This is a genomic window from uncultured Amnibacterium sp. (genome assembly GCF_964245895.1).
Classification (GTDB): Bacteria; Actinomycetota; Actinomycetes; order Actinomycetales; family Microbacteriaceae; genus Amnibacterium.
The window spans coordinates 1-19730 of the sequence record NZ_CAXTOQ010000052.1 but is presented as its reverse complement, the minus strand read 5'-3'; the positions used below and the strand labels follow the sequence as shown (position 1 = coordinate 19730).

19 protein-coding genes and 1 tRNA gene are annotated in these 19730 nt (G+C 73.6%); 15 read left to right on the top strand and 5 right to left on the bottom strand.

What is annotated here, in order from left to right:
• Nucleotides 1-126: 126 nt before the first annotated feature.
• Together ACFE60_RS09295 and ACFE60_RS09290 are read right to left on the bottom strand one after the other, a co-directional pair.
• On the bottom strand, nt 127-1047 hold the full coding sequence (locus ACFE60_RS09295; RefSeq protein WP_375388573.1) for a metallophosphoesterase: 921 nt from the start codon (nt 1045-1047) through the stop codon (nt 127-129).
• On the bottom strand, nt 1044-3593 hold the full coding sequence (locus tag ACFE60_RS09290; protein WP_375388572.1) for a transglycosylase domain-containing protein: 2550 nt from the start codon (nt 3591-3593) through the stop codon (nt 1044-1046). Before ACFE60_RS09290 ends, ACFE60_RS09295 begins: the two co-directional genes overlap by 4 nt.
• A gap of 69 nt (nt 3594-3662) precedes the next feature.
• Between ACFE60_RS09290 and ACFE60_RS09285 the strand changes: the two genes are divergently transcribed.
• From ACFE60_RS09285 to ACFE60_RS09230, 12 genes are all read left to right on the top strand, one after another.
• A complete protein-coding gene (locus ACFE60_RS09285; RefSeq protein ID WP_375388571.1) occupies nt 3663-3821 on the top strand; it encodes a hypothetical protein in 159 nt (52 codons plus the stop codon).
• Nucleotides 3821-4279: a RidA family protein gene (locus tag ACFE60_RS09280; RefSeq protein WP_375388570.1), complete on the top strand. Its 459-nt coding sequence runs from the start codon at nt 3821-3823 to the stop codon at nt 4277-4279. The genes ACFE60_RS09285 and ACFE60_RS09280 overlap by 1 nt, the downstream gene beginning before the upstream one ends.
• A 571-nt stretch (nt 4280-4850) precedes the next feature.
• Nucleotides 4851-5855 (top strand): CpaF family protein, encoded by a 1005-nt coding sequence (locus tag ACFE60_RS09275; RefSeq protein ID WP_375388569.1) that lies wholly within the window; start codon nt 4851-4853, stop codon nt 5853-5855.
• Nucleotides 5852-6763, top strand: coding sequence for a type II secretion system F family protein (locus ACFE60_RS09270; RefSeq protein ID WP_375388568.1), 912 nt, complete (start codon nt 5852-5854; stop codon nt 6761-6763). The genes ACFE60_RS09275 and ACFE60_RS09270 overlap by 4 nt, the downstream gene beginning before the upstream one ends.
• An 87-nt stretch (nt 6764-6850) precedes the next feature.
• Nucleotides 6851-7039 (top strand): DUF4244 domain-containing protein, encoded by a 189-nt coding sequence (locus ACFE60_RS09265; protein WP_375388567.1) that lies wholly within the window; start codon nt 6851-6853, stop codon nt 7037-7039.
• Entirely contained in the window at nt 7017-7349 is a 333-nt protein-coding gene (locus ACFE60_RS09260) for a TadE family type IV pilus minor pilin (protein WP_375388566.1), read from the top strand. Before ACFE60_RS09265 ends, ACFE60_RS09260 begins: the two co-directional genes overlap by 23 nt.
• Entirely contained in the window at nt 7346-7687 is a 342-nt protein-coding gene (locus ACFE60_RS09255; RefSeq protein WP_375388565.1) for an Rv3654c family TadE-like protein, read from the top strand. Before ACFE60_RS09260 ends, ACFE60_RS09255 begins: the two co-directional genes overlap by 4 nt.
• Nucleotides 7688-7838: 151 nt before the next feature.
• Nucleotides 7839-10532, top strand: coding sequence for a type I DNA topoisomerase (topA, locus tag ACFE60_RS09250; protein ID WP_375388564.1), 2694 nt, complete (start codon nt 7839-7841; stop codon nt 10530-10532).
• 3 nt (nt 10533-10535) lie between these two features.
• Entirely contained in the window at nt 10536-11144 is a 609-nt protein-coding gene (gene tmk / locus ACFE60_RS09245; RefSeq protein ID WP_375388563.1) for a dTMP kinase, read from the top strand.
• Complete coding sequence (locus ACFE60_RS09240; protein ID WP_375388562.1) at nt 11141-12325, top strand: DNA polymerase III subunit delta'; 1185 nt, start codon at nt 11141-11143, stop codon at nt 12323-12325. The genes tmk and ACFE60_RS09240 overlap by 4 nt, the downstream gene beginning before the upstream one ends.
• The gene (locus ACFE60_RS09235) at nt 12322-13839 is read left to right on the top strand and encodes an alpha/beta hydrolase (RefSeq protein ID WP_375388561.1); all 1518 of its coding nucleotides are present in this window, start codon (nt 12322-12324) and stop codon (nt 13837-13839) included. The genes ACFE60_RS09240 and ACFE60_RS09235 overlap by 4 nt, the downstream gene beginning before the upstream one ends.
• A gap of 36 nt (nt 13840-13875) precedes the next feature.
• Nucleotides 13876-14517, top strand: coding sequence for a TetR/AcrR family transcriptional regulator (locus ACFE60_RS09230; protein WP_375388560.1), 642 nt, complete (start codon nt 13876-13878; stop codon nt 14515-14517).
• Between the two features lie 40 nt (nt 14518-14557).
• Here the strand turns inward: ACFE60_RS09230 and ACFE60_RS09225 are convergent.
• A tRNA-Thr gene (locus ACFE60_RS09225) sits at nt 14558-14633 on the bottom strand.
• 127 nt (nt 14634-14760) lie between these two features.
• Here ACFE60_RS09225 and ACFE60_RS09220 point away from each other — a divergent pair.
• The 3 genes from ACFE60_RS09220 (at nt 14761) to ACFE60_RS09210 (ending at nt 18321) form a co-directional block, all read left to right on the top strand.
• Entirely contained in the window at nt 14761-16167 is a 1407-nt protein-coding gene (locus ACFE60_RS09220) for a D-alanyl-D-alanine carboxypeptidase/D-alanyl-D-alanine-endopeptidase (RefSeq protein WP_375388559.1), read from the top strand.
• A gap of 61 nt (nt 16168-16228) precedes the next feature.
• Nucleotides 16229-16801, top strand: a complete 573-nt coding sequence (locus ACFE60_RS09215) for an isochorismatase family protein (protein ID WP_375388558.1) — start codon at nt 16229-16231, stop codon at nt 16799-16801.
• 47 nt (nt 16802-16848) lie between these two features.
• The gene (locus ACFE60_RS09210; RefSeq protein WP_375388557.1) at nt 16849-18321 is read left to right on the top strand and encodes an NAD-dependent succinate-semialdehyde dehydrogenase; all 1473 of its coding nucleotides are present in this window, start codon (nt 16849-16851) and stop codon (nt 18319-18321) included.
• 79 nt (nt 18322-18400) lie between these two features.
• On the opposite strand, the gene ACFE60_RS09205 is transcribed toward ACFE60_RS09210, so the two are convergent.
• Together ACFE60_RS09205 and ACFE60_RS09200 are read right to left on the bottom strand one after the other, a co-directional pair.
• Complete coding sequence (locus tag ACFE60_RS09205) at nt 18401-19204, bottom strand: hypothetical protein (protein WP_375388556.1); 804 nt, start codon at nt 19202-19204, stop codon at nt 18401-18403.
• Nucleotides 19205-19550: 346 nt separating this feature from the next.
• Nucleotides 19551-19730, bottom strand: a 180-nt coding sequence (locus ACFE60_RS09200; RefSeq protein WP_375388555.1) for a hypothetical protein, incomplete at its 5' end; no start/stop codon positions are given.

Below are 19730 nucleotides of genomic sequence, written 5' to 3'. Positions count from 1 at the left end.
TAGCGGGATTCGAACCCACGACCTCCTCGTCCCGAACGAGGCGCGCTACCAAGCTGCGCTATATCCCGGTGCCCGCGAGCGGGCTGGTCAAGGATAGCGGACGCGGGGAGGCGCGGTCGCCGGTGATCAGGACGCGGTGAGCGTCAGCAGCGTCGCCTCCGGCCGGCAGGCGAAGCGGACCGGCGCGTAGATCGACGTGCCGAGCCCGGCTGAGACCTCGAGCGTCGCGATGCGGCCGTCGTGGGACCACGGCGAGACGCCCTTCACCTGGTCGCAGGGGATGTCGCAGTTCGTGACGAGCGCGCCGAAGCCCGGCACGCACACCTGGCCGCCGTGGGTGTGCCCGGCGAGCAGCAGGTCCGCGCCGCGGTCCACGAACGCGTCGAGGATCCGCCGGTAGGGCGCGTGCGTGACGCCCAGGGTGAACGCCGCCTTCGTCTTCCGGGCCCGGAGGCGCCGGAGGCCCGGGATGAGCGCCGGCAGGTCGTCGTACCCGCGGTGCGGGTCGTCGGTGCCGAGGCAGTCGATCGGGACCCCACGCACCTCCACCCGCGCCGTGCGGTTGTTCAGGGAGGTCCAGCCGAGCGAGTCAAGGTGGGCGCCGAGCGCATCGGTGTCGAGGCGCTCCGGCTCGCTGGCGCCGCCGCTCGACGGGCCCCCGAAGTACTGGAACGGGTTCTTCATCTGCGGCGCCCAGTAGTCGTTGGAGCCCCAGACGTAGACGCCCGGTACGCCCCGGAACGGCTCGAGCGCGGCCTTCAGGCCGAGCAGGCCGATGCGGTGCCCCAGGTTGTCGCCGGTGCTGACGACGAGGTCCGGCTGCAGGTCGGCGAGCTCGCGCACGAACCGCTGCTTCCGCCGCTGCCACGGCGCCATGTGCAGGTCGGAGAGGTGCAGCACCTTCAGATCGGGCGACCCCGCGGGCAGCACCGACACGGTGACGCGGCGCAGGGTGAACAGCCGCCGCTCGACCGCGACGCCCCAGGCGGCCGCGCCGGCCCCGGCGGCGACCGCGACCGTGGCCGCGGTGCGCACGGCCGAGGTCACGAGCACTGGCTCGGATCGTTCGGGACGCCGAGCGCGATCGTGGTGGCGGGGTCCGCCGGCGACCCGGCCGCCGGCAGCTGGCCGATGACGGTGCAGGCGGTGCCGGTGGAGTTCGGCACCTGCCCGACCGTCACGGAGGCGTAGCCGGACGCCGCGAGCGTGTTCTTCGCGTCGATCGTCGTCATGCCGGTCACCTGCGGCACCGTACCGGTCGCCGGTGCGGGGGGCTGCACCACCTCCGGACCGCTGCTGATGGTCAGGGTGATGACGGCGCCGCCGACGACCTGCGACTGCGCAGCGGGGTCGGAGGAGACGACCGAGCCGGCGGGCACGGTGTCGGAGGCGGTCGAGCCGCCCTTCTTCACCTGGAAGCCGGCCTTCTGCAGGGTCGCCTTCGCGTCCTTGTAGACCTGACCCGACACGTCCGGCACCGCGATCTTCTGGCCGTACAGGTACTGCGACTCCGGGGTCGGCCAGGAGGTGTCGCCCGGGTACTTCGCCTGGTTCGCGGCCATGATGTCGCTCCAGACGCAGTGGCGCGCGTCCGCGGCCTTCCCGCAGGAGGACCAGCCGTACACGTAGCGCAGGTTCGTCTTCTGCGCGTTCACGTTGCCGACCCACACGGCGGTGACGACCTTCGTGGTGCCGCCGACGACCCAGGTCGACTTCGCGTCGTTCGTGGTGCCGGTCTTCGCGAAGCCCCACGCGCTGCCGGTCGCACCGCGGTCGACGGAGGCGGTGCCGCCCGTGAGCACGCCGTGGAGGGCGTAGCCGGTCGCCACCGCGATGCTCGGGCTGATGCCCTGCTCGCACTTGGCCTTCGGGATGGCGACGTCGCCGCCCGAGGAGTCGACGATCTTGTCGATCGCGACGGCGGCGCAGACGTTGCCCTTGTCCGCGATCCCCGCGTACGCGGTCGCCATCGTCAGCGGGGCGACCTCGTTGGTGCCGAGGATCGACGACGGGTTGACCTGCAGCGGCGTCCCGTCGGCGCGGTGCACGAGCAGCTTCTGCGCCTGGGTCCGGATGTCGCAGAGGTTCAGCTTCGAGGCCATGGAGGCGAAGACACCGTTCACCGAGAGGGCGGTGCCCTGCATCACGGTCTGGTAGCCGCCCTCGTTCGCCGTGTCGTTGCCGGCGGGGAACGGGCCGCTGGTGCCCTCGCAGCTCGGGAAGGAGCCCGCCGGCCAGGTCTTGCCCGTGCCGTCGACGATCTCGTTCAGGCCGTGCCCGTGCTGCAGCCAGTCGATCAGGGTGAACGCCTTGTAGGTCGAGCCCGGCTGGAACCCTCCGGAGCCGCCGTAGTCGAAGTCGGTGTTCCAGTTCAGCGAGGTCGCCGTGTAGTTCGCGCCCTTCGTGTCCTTGCCGTCCGTCTCGTCGAACCGCTTGCTCTGCACCATCGAGAGGATGCGGCCGGTCCCGACCTGCACGCTGACGGCGGCGCCGCCGAGATCGCTGCCAGCGGGGGAGACGCGCGGCACGTTGTCCGCCATCGCGACGTTGGCCTTCTTCTGCAGGCCGACGTCGAGCGTCGTGTAGATCTTCCAGCCCGAGCTCTGCAGCTTGGTGTATCGCTCCGCCGCGGTCCTGCCGAAGATCGGGTCGTTCTTGACCACGCTCACGACGTAGCTGCAGAAGTAGGCGGCCGAGCCCGCTCCCGCGCAGCCCGCCGTCGTCGGCGTGATCTTCGGCTTGATCGCGGTCGCGATGGCGTCGTCGTGCTGCGCCTTCGTGATCCAGCCCTGCTTCAGCTCGACGTCGAGGATGTAGTCCCGGCGCAGCTTGTTCGCCGGGATGTTCGCCTTCTCGTCGATCCGCAGGTAGTTCGGGTTGTTCACGATCGCCATCAGGCTCGCGGCCTGCGCGACCGACAGGTCCTTCGCGTGGGTGCCGAAGTAGTACTGCGCGGCGGACTCGATGCCGTAGATCCGGCCGCCGAAGCCCGCGATGTTCAGGTAGCCGAGCAGGATCTCCTTCTTGGAGTAGATCTTCTCCAGCCCGATCGCGTTGCGCGCCTCCCGCAGCTTGCGCTGGATGCCGCCGGTGCACTCCGCGTACGCCGCCTCGACCTGCGGCTGGGTCGGCAGCAGCTCCGCCTCCTGGATGCAGACGTTCTTCACGTACTGCTGCGAGATCGTCGACGCGCCCTGCCCGCCGCCGTGCGTCACGTTCGACACCACCGCGCGCAGGATGCCCATCGGGTCCACCCCGCCGTGCTCGAAGTACCGGGTGTCCTCGGCCGCGAGGGTGGCGTTCTTGACCGTCGCCGGCACGTCGTCCCAGCCGATGACCTCGCGGTTCTGGTTGTAGAATGACGCGAGCAGCACGTCCTTCTTGCCGTTCTTCGCGAAGATCTGCGTCTTCTGCTGGAACTTCTGAATCTTCAGGTCCTCGGGCAGCCCGGCGAAGAGCCCGGAGGTGCCGGTGCCGGCCGCCGTGAGGGCGAGCGCGGGGGCGACGCCGGCGGTCAGCATGAGGCCGGAGACCACGGCGATGCCCAGGATTCCGAGCAGGGCGGAGCCGGTGCGGCGTGGGGAGGCGGCCATAGGCTGAATGCTAGGTCGGGCGCTCAGAAGTGCTCGGCGCCCCGCCGCAACCCCCAAAAAGGAGGACGCATGCCGGTCTGGGAGTACGCCACGACGCCGCTGCTGATCCACAACACCACCGCGATCCTCAACACCTGGGGTGCGCAGGGCTGGGAGCTCGTGCAGATCGTCACCGGTCCGGAGGGCGGCCTCGTCGCCTACCTGAAGCGTCCGAAGGGCGACGCCTGATGGCGGTCGCCGACCGGCTCGCCGAGCTGGGGCTCGTCCTGCCCGCCGTCGCCGCGCCCGCCGGCGCGTACGTGCCGGCGATCGCGACCGGCGAGCTCGTCTTCACCGCCGGCCAGCTGCCGTTCGTCGACGGGAGGCTGGCGCGCACCGGGCTGCTCGGCGCGGACGTGGAGGTGGAGGAGGCCGCGGACCTCGCAGCCGTCGCCGCGCTGAACGCCCTCGCCGCGGTCGCCGGCCTGCTCGGCGGGCTCGACCGCGTCGTGCACATCGTCAAGGTGACGGGCTTCGTCGCCTCCGCCCCCGGCTTCACCCAGCAGCCCGCCGTCATCAACGGCGCCTCGAACCTGCTCGTCGACGTGTTCGGCGAGCACGGCAAGCACGCCCGCTCGGCCGTCGGCGTCGCCGCGCTGCCGCTGGGATCGCCGGTCGAGGTGGAGCTGATCGCCCAGTTCCGGTGACCGCGCGGATCCGGATCCCTTGCGCGGATCCGGATCGTCCGCTCGACACGCCGTGCAGCGCATCTCGGCCGGCGGCGTGTCGGCTTGTCGATCCGGATCCGCGACACCGGGAGGGGCGCTGCCGCGTCGCACGGCGATCCCCGGAACGACGCGCGACACGCCGCGCGCGACACGCGCCGGAATCGCTTGCAACGGACCTCGAAGTGGGTACACTCGCAGACGTCGAGTGAAGAGCTTGGCTTGCGGCGCTGTCGATTCCCCCCAGTCGGGCGCTGCTGAGGCGGCACCTGTTCCCCCCAATAGGTGCCGCCTCTGTTCTGTGCTCATGGCGGCGGCCTTCGGCCGCGCGCTGTGCTGCGGCGACCGCCCTGAACGGGCGCTCGCGCTGCAGCCGGGCGACTGCGTCGCCCGCTCCCGGCACTCCGTCTGCTCTCCCTTCCGCCCCGCCCCCGCTGGTCGGGGTGCGAGCGCCGCGAGCCTCGCGACCCACCGACCCGCCTCCCGGTCCCGCATCGGCTCCTCCCCAGCCCGCACGATCGCTCGCGCCTCGAACGCGCCCTAGCGTGCCGCGATGCCGTTCGTCGCCGTCCGTCCCGAGGGGGCGTCCGCGCCGCCGCTGCAGGGCCCGCCGGAGGTGCTCGTTCCGGCTCCGCGGATCCCCGCGCTCGGGGTGCTCGCCCCGTTCGCCGAGGACCCCGCGGTCACCGATCTGCTGCTCGACGGCGACGGGCGCCTGTGGCGCGATGCGGGCGCCGGGCTCGAGACCGTCGACGCCATCGGGCGGGTCGACGCCGCGGATGCGCGCCGGCTCGCGGTGGCCCTCGTGGCGGCGGGCGGCCGCCACCTCGACGACGCCGTGCCGTGCGCCGACGTGCGGCTGCCGGGCGGCGCCCGGGTGCACGCGGTGCTGCCGCCGGTGAGCACCGGCGGCCCGCTGGTGTCGGTCCGGATCGCGCGGCAGCGGCCGTGGCGGCTCGACGCGCTCGAGCGGGCGGGCGCCGCGCGGCCGGACCAGGCTCGCGCGCTGCGGGCCCTGGTCGCCGAGCGGCGCAACGTGCTCGTCTGCGGACCGGCCGGCAGCGGCAAGACGTCCCTGCTCGCCGCGCTGATGGCCGAGGTGCCGCCCGGGGAGCGGATCGTGACGGTGGAGGACGTCGCCGAGCTCGTCATCGACCACCCGCACGTCGTCGGCCTCGAGGCGCGGCAGGCGAACAGCGACGGAGTCGGCGGCATCGGCCTCGCCGCGCTCGTCCGCGAGACGCTGCGGATGCGGCCGGACCGCATCGTGGTCGGGGAGTGCCGCGGCGCCGAGATCGCGGAGCTGCTCGGGGCGCTGAACACCGGGCACGACGGCGGTGCCGGCACCGTGCACTGCGCGGACCCCGACGCACTCGGCGCGCGGCTGGAGGCGCTGGGCGCGCTCGCGGGCCTGTCACCGGAGGCGCTGCGCGCTCAGGCCCTCGCGGCGATCCACGCCGTCGTGCAGCTGGGCCGCCGGGACGGGCGGCGGTCGGTCGAGCGGATCGGCCTGCTCACCGCACGCGACGACGGCACGCTGACGGTCGTGGACCCGTGATCCGTCGCAGGAGCGACCCGGCGGCGGAGGCCGATGCCGTCGCGGCCGACCTCGACCGGCTCGGCGCGCTGGTCGGAGCCGGCGCGACCCAGGCGGGCGCCTGGCGCTACCTCGCCCGATCCGCGTCGGGGGCGGCGCAGGAGGTCGCGACCGCGGCGGCGGACGCGGCCGGCCGCGGTGCGCCGCTCGCCCCCGCGTTCCGGCACGCGCCCGACGCGTGGCGGCGCTGCGGCGCGGTCGTCGCTCTCGCGGGCGAGTGCGGCGCCCCGCTCGGTCCCGCGTTCGCGACGGCGGCGGACGCCGCCCGTCGTGCGGCGGCGCTGCAGCGCGCGGTCAGCACCTCGATGGCCGGCCCCGCGGCGAGCGCCCGCCTCGTGCTGCTGCTCCCGCCGGCCACGGCGCTGCTCGGCTGGGCCTTCGGCTTCGACGTGCCCGGCGTGCTCCTCGGCGGCCCGGGAGCCCTGCTGCTGCTCGCGGGCGCGGTGCTGCTCACCGCCGCGGGACTGTGGAGCCGGCGGCTGCTCCGGGCTGCCCGACGTGTGTCCTGGACCACCGGCCTGCGGCTCGAGCTGGTGGCCACGGCGATCGGCGCGGGGCTCGCGGTGCCGTCCGCGCGGCGGCTGGCGCAGGAGGCGCTCGATGCGGCTGGGATCGAGCCCGAGATCGACGACGCGCTGGAGGCCGTGCTGGCGTTCGCGGCCGACGCGGGCCTGCCCGTGGTCGCGCTGCTGCGCGCCGAGGTCGACCGCCTGCGCCGCGCAGCGATGGCGGACGCCCGCGTCCGCGCGGAGGCGCTCGGCGTGCGACTGCTCCTGCCGCTCGGGCTGCTGGTGCTGCCGGCGTTCCTGCTGCTCGGCGCGGTGCCCGTGGGGCTGGCGGTCCTCTCCTCCACAGCCCTGCCGCTGTGATCCGTCGGCCACGGGCGGCAGGATGAGCGCGCCCGTGCCGGAGGCGGACTCGCGATCGCGAGCCGGATGCAGTGAAAGAGGTACGGGATGACGACCGACGACCTGGGACGACTCGTGCGGCAGCACCGCGACGAGGGCGCCGTGACGGCGGAGTACGCGATCGCCACGATCGCCGCGGTGGGCTTCGCCGCGCTGCTCGTCGTGGTGCTGCGCAGCGACGAGGTGCGCGGGCTGCTGCTCGCGCTGGTGACGCGTGCGCTCGCGATGCCGGAGTGAGGCCGGCACGGTCACCGCGGAGCTCGCGGTGGCCGTGCCCGCCGTGCTGCTGGTCCTGGCCGCCTGCCTGGGCGGCCTGCGCGTCGGCGCCGAGCGCATCCGCGTCGTGGACGCCGCCGCGGAGGCGGCCCGGCTGGCCGCGCGCGGCGACGACCCGGCCCCGCCCGTCGCCGCGATCGGCGCGACCGCCGGCGCGGCGACGCGGTCGGCCGGCACCGTGTGCGTGACCGTGCGCCGCGACGTGCCGCTGCTCGGCCTCGCCGTCCCGGTGGTGGCGACCGGCTGCGCGCTCGCGGCGCTCGAGCCGTGAGCGGGGAGGAGGGCGCGGGCACCGCGCTCGCCGTCGCCCTCGTCGCCGCGATCGCGGCGTGCGCCGTGCTGCTGGCCACGGTCGGCGTCGTGCTCGACACCCGCCGTCGCGTCGCGGCGGCGGCGGACGCGGCGGCGCTCGCCGGGGCGGACGTCGCCCTCGGCGCCGCGACCGGGATCCCCTGCGATCGGGCGGGGGAGGTGGCCGCCGCGAACGGCGCGCGGCTCGCCTCGTGCGAGCAGTCGGGGCAGAAGGTGCGGGTGGCGGCGACGGCCTCCGTGCTGGGGATCCCGGTGCGGGTCGTGGCCGTCGCGGGACCTCCTCCCGCGCAGCCGTGACCGTGCGAGCGGCCGGCAGCCCCGGACCGGACACCGTCGGCGCCGTGTGTATGGTGTGCGGGACCGGCCCCGGGTCGAGCCCGTTGCGTGCCGGTCGCAGTGTGGGGGCAGTGTTCACATCGGAACAGTGCGGATCGCGAAGGAGGTGGCCGTGCCCGCAACGAAGAAGCTCGTGATCGTCGAGTCGCCCGCCAAGGCGAAGACCATCGCGAAGTACCTGGGTCCCGACTACGAGGTGCAGGCCTCGGTCGGGCACATCCGCGACCTCATCGAGCCGAAGAACCTGCCGGCGGAGCTGAAGAAGGGGTCGATGGGGAAGTTCTCCGTCGACGTCGACAACGGCTTCGAGCCCTACTACGTCGTCTCCGACCAGAAGAAGAAGACGGTCGCCGACCTGAAGCGCGCGCTGAAGGACGCCGACGAGCTCTTCCTCGCGACGGATGAGGACCGCGAGGGCGAGGCCATCGCGTGGCACCTGCTCGAGGTGCTGAAGCCCAAGGTGCCCGTGCGCCGCATGGTCTTCCACGAGATCACGAAGGACGCGATCACGAAGGCGCGGGACAACACCCGCGAGCTGGACACCGCCCTGGTCGACGCGCAGGAGACCCGCCGCATCCTCGACCGCCTGTACGGCTACGAGGTCTCCCCGGTCCTGTGGCGCAAGGTCGGCCCCGGCCTGTCCGCCGGCCGCGTGCAGTCCGCAGCGACCCGGCTCGTCGTGGACCGGGAGCGGGAGCGCCTCGCGTTCGTCTCCGCGTCCTACTGGGACGTGATCGCCCGGTTCGCGCCGGCCGAGGGCAACGCCTTCACCGCGCGCCTCCGCCGCGTCGACGGCAAGCGGATCGCGACGGGCACGCGCGACTTCGACGACAAGGGGCGCCTGAAGGGCGACTCCGTGGTCCTCGACGAGGCCGGCGCCCGCGCCCTCGTCACCGCCATCGAGACCGAGTCGCCCGACACGCGCGTCGTGTCCGTCGACTCCAAGCCCTACCGCAGCAAGCCCGCCGCGCCGTTCACGACGAGCACCCTGCAGCAGGAGGCCGCCCGCAAGCTGCGGTTCAGCGCGAAGCAGACCATGTCGGTCGCGCAGAGCCTCTACGAGAACGGGCACATCACCTACATGCGCACCGACTCGCCCTCGCTCTCGCAGCAGGCGACGAACGCGGCGCGCACCCAGGCCAGGGCCCTCTACGGCGCCGACACCGTGCCCGACGCGCCCCGCGTCTACACGGGCAAGTCGAAGAACGCGCAGGAGGCGCACGAGGCGATCCGCCCCTCCGGCGAGGTCTTCCCGACGCCCGACTCGCTGCGGGGCAAGCTCACGTCGACCGAGCAGCGCCTCTACGACCTGATCTGGAAGCGCACCGTCGCATCGCAGATGATCGACGCGACGGGCTCGACCGCGACGGTCGTCGTCGGGCTCACCGCCGGCGGCCGCGTCGCCGAGTTCTCCGCCAGCGGCACCGTCATCACCGTGCGCGGCTTCCTCGCCGCGTACGAGGAAGGCCGTGACGACGAGCCCGACGCCGACGACGGCGACGAGCGCCTTCCGCAGCTGGCGAAGGGGCAGGCGCTGACCCCCTCCGACGCCGTGGCGAACGGCCACGACACGTCGCCGCCCGCCCGGTACACCGAGGCGAGCCTCGTCAAGAAGCTCGAGGAGCTGGGCATCGGCAGGCCGTCGACGTACGCGTCGATCCTCTCCACGATCGTGGACCGCAACTACGTCGTGCCGCGCGGCACCGCGCTGGTGCCGAACTGGATCGCGTTCTCCGTGGTGCGGCTGCTGGAGGAGTTCTTCACGGAGCTCGTCGCGTACGACTTCACGGCGGAGATGGAGAACGACCTCGACCGCATCGCCGACGGCGACGCGGAGCGGCTCGACTGGCTGCGCGCCTTCTACTTCGGCGACACCGGCCACCCGGGGCTGCGGTCGGTCGTCGACAACCTCGGCGAGATCGACGCGAAGAGCATCAACTCGGTGCCGGTGGGCGAGGGCATCACGCTCCGCATCGGGCGGTACGGGCCGTACCTCGAGGTCGCGGAGCCGGGCGAGCCGCTCGTCGACCCCGAGACGGGCGCGGTCGCCGAGCCCGAGCCCGGCGTGCGGCGCATCAACCTGCCGCCGGACCTGGCGCCCGACGAGCTGACGCCCGCGAAGGCGCGGGAGCTGGTCGACGCTCCGCCCCAGGAGGACCGCGTGCTCGGGCAGCACCCGGACACCGGCCGCACGATCATCGCGAAGGACGGCCGCTTCGGCCCCTACGTGACCGAGATCCTGCCGGAGGACGAGGCCAAGGGGAAGAACGCGCAGAAGCCGCGCACGGCGTCGCTGTTCAAGTCCATGTCCCCCGACTCGGTCGACCTCGACACCGCGGTGCAGCTGCTGGCCCTGCCGCGGACGGTCGGGGACGACCCCGAGAGCAGCGAGCCGATCACCGCGCAGAACGGCCGCTACGGCCCGTACCTGAAGAAGGGCGCCGACACCCGCACGCTGCCCGACGAGGACAGCATCTTCAGCGTCGACCTGCCCGCCGCGCTCGAGCTGTTCGCGCAGCCGAAGTACGGCGCCCGCAAGGCGTCGAGCGCGCTGAAGGACTTCGACGCCGACCCGGTGAGCGGCAAGCCGATCCGCATCAAGGACGGCCGCTTCGGCGCCTACGTCACGGACGGCGAGACGAACGCGACGATCCCGCGCGGCGAGGACGTCGAGGCCGTCGACTTCGAGCGGGCGAAGCAGCTGCTCGCCGACAAGCGCGCCAAGGGGCCCGCCCCGAAGAAGACGCCGTCCCGCGCGCCGGCGAAGCGCGCGACGACCACGAAGCGCGCGACGAAGAAGGCCTAGGCGGTGTTCCTGACGCTCGAGGGCGGCGACGCGGCGGGCAAGACGACGCAGGCGGTCGCCCTCGAGCGCTGGCTGACCGGCCTGGGCCGAACCGTGGTGCGCACCCGCGAGCCCGGCGGCACGCCGCTGGGGCAGACCGTGCGCGACCTGGTCCTGCACGGCGACCACGTCGCCCCCCGCGCGGAGGCCCTCCTGTACGCAGCGGATCGCGCGCAGCACGTCGCATCGGTCGTGCGGCCGGCGCTCGAGCGCGGCGACGTGGTGATCCAGGACCGCTACCTCGACTCCTCGGTGGCCTACCAGGGCGCGGGCAGGGTGCTGGACCCGGAGGAGGTCCGCGGGCTGTCGACGTGGGCGACCGAGGGGCTGCTGCCCGACCTGACGGTGCTGCTCGACCTCGATCCCGCGTCGGCACGGGACCGGCGCAGCGGGCGCGCGGCCGAGGACCGGCTCGAGTCGGAGCAGGACGAGTTCCACTCCCGGGTGCGCGACGCGTTCCTCGCCCTCGCCGCCGCGGAGCCCCGTCGCTTCCTGGTCGTCGACGCCGACCGGCCCGCGGAGGCCATCGCCGCCGACATCCGGCGAGCCGTGCAGCCGCTGCTCGAGCCGTGAGCGATCGGCGGGCGACCGCACCAGGGCGGTTCGGCGAGCTGGTGGGGCAGCCGGCCGCGGTCGAGGCGATCGCGGCCGCGGCGCGGGACGCCCACCTCGCCGGCGGGGGCGTCGGCGTGATGACGCACGCCTGGCTCATCACCGGGCCGCCCGGGTCCGGCCGCTCGAACCTCGCGTACGCGTTCGCGACCGCGCTGCTGTCCGAGGACGGCACCCCGGACGCCCGGGTGCGCGCGCAGGTCGACGCCCGCACCCATCCCGACCTCGCGGTGCTCGCCTCCGACCGCGTCACGATCACCATCGACGAGGTGCGCCGGCTCGTCACCGCCTCCCAGTACTCGCCCTCCGTCGCGCACTACCGGGTGATCGTCGTCGAGGACGCCGACCGGATGACCGAGCGCACCTCCAACGTGCTGCTGAAGGCGCTCGAGGAGCCGCCGGAGCGCACCGTCTGGATCCTCTGCGCGCCGAGCGAGGCCGACCTGCTGCCGACCATCCGCTCCCGGGTGCGGCTGGTGCGCCTCCGCGTGCCCGAGCCGGGCGAGGTCGCGGACCTGCTCGTGCGGCGGGACGGCGTGGACCCCGCGCTGGCGCTGCGGGCGGCGGAGGAGGCGCAGAGCCATATCGGCATGGCCCACCGGCTCGCCACCGACGAGGAGGCGCGCGCCCGCCGGGACGACACGATCCGCATCGCGCTGGACGCGGACACCGTGCCGAAGGCGGTCCGCGGGGCCGCCCGCCTGCTCGAGGTCGCGAAGGCGGACTCCGTCGCGCTGACCCAGGAGCGCGAGGACGCCGAGCGCGGCAAGGCGCTGGCCTCGATGGGCGTCGCGCCGGGCGGCACCGTACCGCCGCAGCTGCGCAGCGTGCTGCGGCAGCTGGAGGAGGACCAGAAGCGCCGCGCGACCCGCGGCCTGCGGGACGGCGTCGACCGGGTGCTCGTCGATCTGCTGTCCGTGTACCGCGACGTGCTGCTCGCGCAGCTCGGCGCGGGGCTCGCGCCGGTGAACTCGGCGTGGTCGGCCGAGGTCGCCGCGGTCGCGCAGCGCACGGAGCCGGCAGCGACCCTCCACGTGCTCGACGCGATCGCGGACGCCCGGCGCCGGCTGCCGGCCAACGTGCCGCCGCTGCTCGCGCTCGAGGGGATGCTGGTCACCGCGGCGCTGTCGAGGCCCGCGTGAGGCGGCTGCTCGCGGCCCTGGTCGCGGTCGTCTGCGCGGTGTCCCTGGCCGGCTGCGGGCTGCTGCCCGCCCCGGACACCACGACGACGCCCGACACCGACGGCACGCCGTCCGCGCTGCTGCCCTTCTACGGGCAGCGGATCGTCTGGAAGGACTGCGGCGGCGGCTTCCGCTGCGCGACCGCGCGGGCGCCGCTCGACTGGGACGCCCCCGGCGGGCAGCGCATCTGGCTCGCCCTCACGATGCGCCCCGCCTCCGGGCGGCGCATCGGCACCCTGTTCACCAACCCCGGCGGGCCCGGCGCCTCCGGCGTCGACTTCCTGCGCAGCAGCGCGGACCGGTTCTTCGACAAGGACCTGCTCGACCACTACGACCTGGTCGCCTGGGACCCGCGCGGGGTCGGCTCCTCCACCCCGGTCGACTGCTACGGCACGAAGGCGCTCGACGAGTTCCTGTTCTCCGACCCGGACCTGCCGGCGGGCAGCACCGCGCTGCGCGACGACGTCGTCGACGACGCGGTCGACTTCGGGAAGGCCTGCCTCGCCGAGACGGGCGACCTGCTCGCGCACGTCGGCACGGCGGACACCATCCGCGACCTCGACATGCTGCGCGCGGCGACGGGGGAGGCGCGGCTCGACTACTTCGGGTTCTCGTACGGCACCTACATCGGCGCGCTCTACGCCGACCGGTTCGGCTCGCGGGTGGGGCGGATGGTGCTGGACGGGGCGGTCGACCCGTCGAAGACCACCTTCGAGGAGGCGCTCGCGAACACGAAGGCGTTCGGCGACGCCCTGCGCACGTACCTCGCGAGCTGCCTGCGGTCCTCCTCCTGCCCCTTCGCGGGCTCGACCGTCGACGGCGCGATCGACCGCATCGCGACCCTGCTGCTCGACCTGCGCGCCTCGCCGATGCGCGCCTCCGACGGCCGGGAGGTGAACGGCGTCGTCGTGCGCACCGCGATCGACGCGTCCCTCTACGACGAGGGATCGTGGCGCACCCTCAGCGACGCCTTCGCGCTGCTGCTGCGAGGCCGCCCCGGCGGGATGCAGCAGCTGGCCGACGGCTACGTCGAGCGCGGCCCGAAGGGGTACACCAGCAACCTGTTCGAGGCGATCTACGCGGTCAACTGCCTCGACAAGCCCGTCACGACCGACCCGGCGGAGCTGCGGCGGCAGGGCGAGGCGCTCACCGCCGCCGATCCGCTGGGGCGCACGGACGACACCGAGGACCTGGGCGACCCGGTCTGCGGGAACTGGCCGGTGCCGGTGGAGGGGAAGGCCGAGCGGGTGACCGCGCGGGGCGTTCCGCCGATCGTGGTGCTCGGCACGACCGGCGACCCCGCGACCCCGTACGCCTGGGCGCAGAGCCTCGCCGGCCAGCTGCCCGGCGGGGTGCTGCTCACGCTGCGGGGGGAGGGGCACACGGCGTACCGCAACGGCGTCCCCTGCATCAACGACCGGGTCGACCGCTTCCTCGTGTCGGGCACCGTGCCGCAGGCGATCACCTGCGGATGACCAGCGAAGTTTGCAGTCCGTGCAAGAATTGAGCCTGTGACCGACACCACGGCACCCGGCCTGCGGGAGCAGAAGCGCATCGCGACCAAGCGCGCGCTGCAGGTCGCGCTGCTGCGCCTCGCGCTCGAGCGCGGGTTCGACAACGTGACGGTCGAGGAGGTCGCGCAGGCGGTGCAGGTCTCGCCGCGCACCTTCTTCAACTACTTCACGTCGAAGGAGGAGGCGGTCGCGACCCCGCACGGTCCCTCCGAGCTGACGGCGGACGAGATCGTCCGCTACGAGGACGGGGTCGGGGACCCCCTGACCGATCTGATCGTGCTGTTCGCCGGCCGCGCCGCCGGCGAGGAGGACTTCGAGCTGCACCGCCTCCGCCGCGATCTGATGCACCGGGAGGCGCGGCTGCTCGGCGACAAGGCAACCCTCATGCAGCAGATCCGGGAGCAGATCGTCGAGGTGGTGGCGGAGCGCCTCCGCGCGGACGAGCTGCGCGCCGGCCGGATGCCGGACGAGTCGACGCTGCGCGACCGCGCCGGCTTCGTGATGCTGCTGAGCATGACCGTCGCTCGCCACGGCTGGAGCCGCTGGGCCGCCTCCGAGGGCGCCTCGACGCTCGGCGAGTGCGTGCTCGCCGCCCTGGACGAGTTCCGCGAGATCGCGGACGCGACGACCGCCCGCTGAACCGGAGCAGGCCCGCCCCGGATGGGGCGGGCCTGCGTGCTGGAGCCGCCTTGGGGAATCGAACCCCAGACCTATTCATTACGAGTGAATCGCTCTACCGACTGAGCTAAGGCGGCGCGGTGCCCGGACGAGTGTAGTCGATCCGGGCACGCGGCCCAGGACCCCCGCGGGCGCGCGCCGCCGTGTCCGGCGTCCGCGGCGGGCCGCGCCGGCACCCCCGTCCGGGGCCCCTACCCTGGCCCGATGCGCAGCCGGACCGCCCTCGCCGCCTCCGCGACGCTCGTGCTGGCCGGCCTCGTCGCCGCCGGCTGGGCCGCGGGCACCGCGCTCGGCGACCCGCTGCCGGTCTCGACGACGACGCCCGTCGCCGTGGGCACGGCGATCGCGCTGCCCGCCCGGACCGCGACCCCCTCCGCCACGCCGACCGCGACCCGCACCGTGGCGGCCGTGGCACGGACCTGCTCGGTCGCCGCGGCGGCGCGCGACCCGCGGCTGCGCTCGTTCCAGGGCCGCGTCGTGAACGCGCGGACCGGTGAGGTGCTGTTCGACCGCCAGGGCACGAAGGCGTCCCGGGCGGCCAGCGTGATGAAGGTCCTCACCTCGGCGGCCGCGCTGGAGGTGCTCGGTCCGGGGTACCGCTTGACCACGAAGGTCGTCGAGGGCTCACGCCCGGGCGAGGTCGTGCTCGTCGGCGGTGGCGACGTCACGCTGTCCCGCACCCCGGCCGGCACGGCCACCGCGTACGCGGGCGCGCCGCACCTGTCCACGCTGGCGGCGAAGGTGAAGCGGGCGTGGAAGGCGGCGCACCCGGGCGAGCGGATCACCCGCATCGTGCTCGACACCTCCTACTTCGGCGGTCCGACATGGCAGCCGACCTGGGCGGTCAAGGAGCGCGCGCTCGGCTCGACGCCGAGGATGACCGCCCTGATGGTGGACGGCGACCGCGCGAACACGGCCGCGAACACCTCCCCGCGCGGGAACGACCCCGTCGGCCGGGCCGGTTCGGCGTTCGCGGCGTACTTCGGCGGCGGCGTGCAGGTCGCGCGCGGCACCGCCCCGCGAGGTGCCTCCGTGCTCGCGTCCGTGCGGTCGCAGCCGGTGAGCACGCTGGTGCAGCAGGAGCTGCTCTACTCCGACAACACGATCGCGGAGGCGCTCGCCCGGGTGACCGCGATCGAGGCGGGCACCGGGAACACGTTCTCAGCGATCGACGCGGCCGTCGTCCCGGCGCTGCGGCAGTACGGGATCGAGCCCGCGAAGGTGCGCGTCGTCGACGGCAGCGGCCTCAGCGACGACAACCGCATCCCGCCCTCGTACCTGACGAAGCTGTTCGTGAAGGTGCTGCACAAGTCGGACGGGCTGGGTCCGGTCTTCGCCGGCCTGCCGGTCGCCGGCCGCACGGGCTCGCTGTCCTACGGCGACCGGTTCGCCGGCGCCGCGTCGAAGGCCGACGGGAAGGTGTGGGCGAAGACCGGCTGGATCGACACCGGCTACACGCTCGCGGGGATCATCCGCGCGAAGGACGGGACACCGCTCACGTTCGCGTTCTACGCGCTGGGCGACTCGTTCGTCAGCGCGAACGCGAAGCAGGCGCTCGACACCCTGACCGCCGACGTGTGGTCGTGCGGCAACCGCCTCTCCGACACCTGATCCCGTCTTCCAGGACTCCCGGTCGGCCGACGGCCGACCAGAACTCCTGAAAGATGAAGGGATGACCCGCGCCCTGCTGATCGTCGACGTCCAGAACGACTTCACGGAGGGCGGCGCGCTCGGCGTCGACGGCGGGGCCGAGGTGGCGAGGCGCATCAGCGAGCACCTCGCGGCGCACGGCGACGAGTACGCGCTCGTCGCCGCCTCCCGCGACTGGCACGACGGCGGGAACGACAACGGCGGCCACTTCGCCACGGCCGCCGCGCCGGACTTCACCGGCACCTGGCCGGTGCACTGCGTCGCGGGCACCCCGGGCGCCGACTACCACCCGGGTCTCGACACGGGCCCGGTCGACGTGCACGTGCGGAAGGGGCAGGGGAAGCCGGCGTACTCGGCGTTCGAGGGGCTGACCGACGACGGCAGGAGCCTCGCCGAGGTGCTGCGCGAGCGCGGGGTCACCGACCTCGACGTCGTCGGGATCGCGACCGACTACTGCGTGCGCGCCTCCGCCCTCGACGCGCTCGAGAGCGGCGAGCGGGTCCGGGTGCTCACCGGTCTGATCGCGGGCGTCGCGCCGGCGACGAGCGCCGCCGCGCTCGAGGAGCTGCGCGCGGCCGGCGTCGAGACCGTCTGAGCGTGCGCCCGTCCGCGCCTCCGTAGGATCGGCGAACGGGAGGCATCATGGCCGCGAAGGACGAAGCGACGCTGCTGGCCGGCGTCCCGACGGGGCTGCTCGTCGGGGGAACCTGGCGGGAGGCGACCGGCGGGCGCCGGTTCGACGTGCTCGACCCGGCGACGGGGGCGGTGCTGACGACGGTCGCCGACGCGACGCCCGAGGACGGCCTCGCCGCGCTCGACGCGGCGGCCGGCGCGCAGGAGGAGTGGGCAGCGACCGCCCCGCGGAAGCGCGGCGAGATCCTCCGGACCGCCTGGCAGCTGATCCAGGACCGCAAGGACGACCTGGCCCTGCTGATGACGCTCGAGATGGGCAAGCCGCTCGCGGAAGCCGCCGGCGAGGTGACCTACGGCTCCGAGTTCTTCCGCTGGTTCGCGGAGGAGGCCGTGCGGATCTCGGGCCGCTACGGCATCAACCCGGAGGGGACGGGGCGGACGATCGTCTCGCAGCACCCCGTCGGGCCGTGCTACTTCATCACCCCCTGGAACTTCCCGCTCGCGATGGCGACGCGCAAGATCGGGCCGGCTCTCGCGGCGGGCTGCACCGTCGTCGTGAAGCCGGCCGAGCTGACGCCGCTCACGACGCTGCTCACCGCCGCCATCCTGCAGGAGGCGGGGCTGCCGGCCGGGGTGCTGAACGTCGTGCCGACCACCTCCGCCGGGGCGCTGACCGAGCCGATCCTGGCGGACCGCCGCCTGCGGAAGCTCAGCTTCACCGGGTCGACCCCGGTCGGGAAGCGGCTGATCGCGCAGGCCGCGGAGAACGTGCTGCGCACCTCCATGGAGCTGGGCGGCAACGCGCCGTTCGTGGTGTTCGACGACGCCGACCTGGACGCCGCCGTGACCGGGGCGATGCTGGCGAAGTTCCGGAACGTGGGCGAGGCGTGCACCGCGGCGAACCGGTTCATCGTGCACGAGGCGGTGGCGGACGAGTTCGTCTCGCGCCTGACCGAGAAGGTCTCCGCGATGACGGTCGGGCGGGGGACCGACGACGGCGTGCAGGTCGGGCCGCTGATCAACGCCGCCGCGGTCGCGAAGGCCGACGAGCTGGTGCAGGACGCGATCGGCCGCGGCGCCGACGTGCGGCTCGGCGGCGGCCCGGTCGACGGACCCGGGACCTTCTACGCGCCGACCGTGCTGGACCGGGTGGACGCGGGCAGCGACATCCTGCGGACCGAGATCTTCGGGCCGGTCGTCTCCGTGGTCCGCTTCACGGAGGAGGCGGAGGCGGTGCGCATCGCGAACGACACCGAGTTCGGCCTCGTGTCGTACGTGTTCACGAGGGATCTCGCGCGGGGCCAGCGGATGATCGAGCGGCTGCAGACCGGGATGATGGGCCTCAACGTCGGGGTGATCTCGAACGCCTCGGCGCCGTTCGGCGGCGTCAAGCAGTCCGGGATCGGTCGCGAGGGCGGCTTCGAGGGCATCCACGAGTACCTCGACACGAAGTACACGATGACCCCGAGCCCCTTCCCCTGAGTTCCGCGGATCCGCACTTCTCTCGCCGTTCCGCAGTTTCTGACGGACACGCCGTGTCGGGACGATCGCAGGCGGCGCGTCAGCCGATTTCTGCGGAACGGCGAAGCCCGGGCGGACGGCCTCGGCGCCACACCGCCTCGATCGAATCCGCGACGAACGTGGTCTCACGGACGGCTTTCGTCTGGCTGAACCGCAGTGGCGGGACGGTGTAGAGCGCGATCGTGCCGTCCCGCTCGTGGTCGCGCTCCAGCGCCTCGGGGTTCCCGTGCGTCGCCATCCCGTCGATCTCGACAGGCAACCAGCCCGCGACGATCCCGTCGGGACGATAGGCGCTGGTCAACCACTCGTTCGGCTCGAACGGGATGCGTCGATCCTCCAGCTCGAGGCGCACGAAGGTCTCGCCCGAGGTCTCCGAGCGCGGATCGCTCCGATTTACCGCGGCGCGAAGATGCTCGGGAAGTGATCGCCGCAGGAGTGCGAGGTCGTCGTCGTCGATCAGGGCCGCGTGCTGCGCAGCACATCGGGCGGAGTCGATCGCAGCCACGAGCCAGCGGAAGTCGACGCAGGACGCCATCTGCAGGATCGCGTCGACCGGAGACACCCGCCAGCCGCTCCGGGCGTGGACACATCGTTCCCAGTGCCATCGCGCCGCTCGATCGCTGCCGGCTCGGGCCCGACGCTTCGGATCGTTCGACTGTCGCAGTCGCGTGGAGCCGGGCCGGAGACTCACCTGCAGCCGGCGTCCGGCTCCCTCCGGCACGACGATGCCCCAGCTCGCCGCTGCCGACGTGCAGCCCAGGAGCCCGCCGACGCACACGGCTCGGAAGGCGTCTTCGGAGAGCGCGGCGTCCGCGTACCAGCCGACGCGGGGACGCACGAGCACCCCGATCTTCAGGAAGTGGGACACCTGGTTCCGGGTGATCCCGGCCTCGAGGAACCGCTGCAGGTGCGCCACCCCGCCCGACGCTGCCAGCACCCTCCTGACCGTGGGAATCAGATCGGCCGTACGAGTCATGGCCCGCAGCGTGTCGGACGGACCGCCCGCCCCGGTCCTCGTTCGGGCGACGGGCGGCAGTTCGATCAGGAACCCGGGTGTGGAGAGGCCGATTCCGCCCTCGCGACCTCGTCGTTCCGCAGTTCTTCCCCGCCACGCCGCTTCCTCGAGCCCGGATCCGGCGTGTCGCCCAAGAACTGCGGAACGGCGAAAGAAGTGCGGATCCGCGAACGGATCAGACGAGGAGCTGGGTCGCGGCGAGCTCGCGGTAGAGGGGGCTCGACTCCAGCAGCTCGCTGTGGCGGCCGGCGGCGACCACGCGGCCGGCGTCGACCACCACGATCTGGTCGGCGTCGACGACCGTCGACAGGCGGTGCGCGATCACGATCGTCGTCCTGCCCTCGGCGGCCGCCGC

Coding starts and splice junctions, on each gene's coding strand:
- ACFE60_RS09290 (WP_375388572.1), bottom strand. CDS start 3,593: ATGGCCGCCTCCCCACGCCGCACCGGCTCCGCCCTGCTCGGAATCCTG.
- ACFE60_RS09285 (WP_375388571.1), top strand. CDS start 3,663: ATGCCGGTCTGGGAGTACGCCACGACGCCGCTGCTGATCCACAACACC.
- ACFE60_RS09280 (WP_375388570.1), top strand. CDS start 3,821: ATGGCGGTCGCCGACCGGCTCGCCGAGCTGGGGCTCGTCCTGCCCGCC.
- ACFE60_RS09275 (WP_375388569.1), top strand. CDS start 4,851: ATGCCGTTCGTCGCCGTCCGTCCCGAGGGGGCGTCCGCGCCGCCGCTG.
- ACFE60_RS09265 (WP_375388567.1), top strand. CDS start 6,851: ATGACGACCGACGACCTGGGACGACTCGTGCGGCAGCACCGCGACGAG.
- ACFE60_RS09220 (WP_375388559.1), top strand. CDS start 14,761: ATGCGCAGCCGGACCGCCCTCGCCGCCTCCGCGACGCTCGTGCTGGCC.
- ACFE60_RS09215 (WP_375388558.1), top strand. CDS start 16,229: ATGACCCGCGCCCTGCTGATCGTCGACGTCCAGAACGACTTCACGGAG.
- ACFE60_RS09210 (WP_375388557.1), top strand. CDS start 16,849: ATGGCCGCGAAGGACGAAGCGACGCTGCTGGCCGGCGTCCCGACGGGG.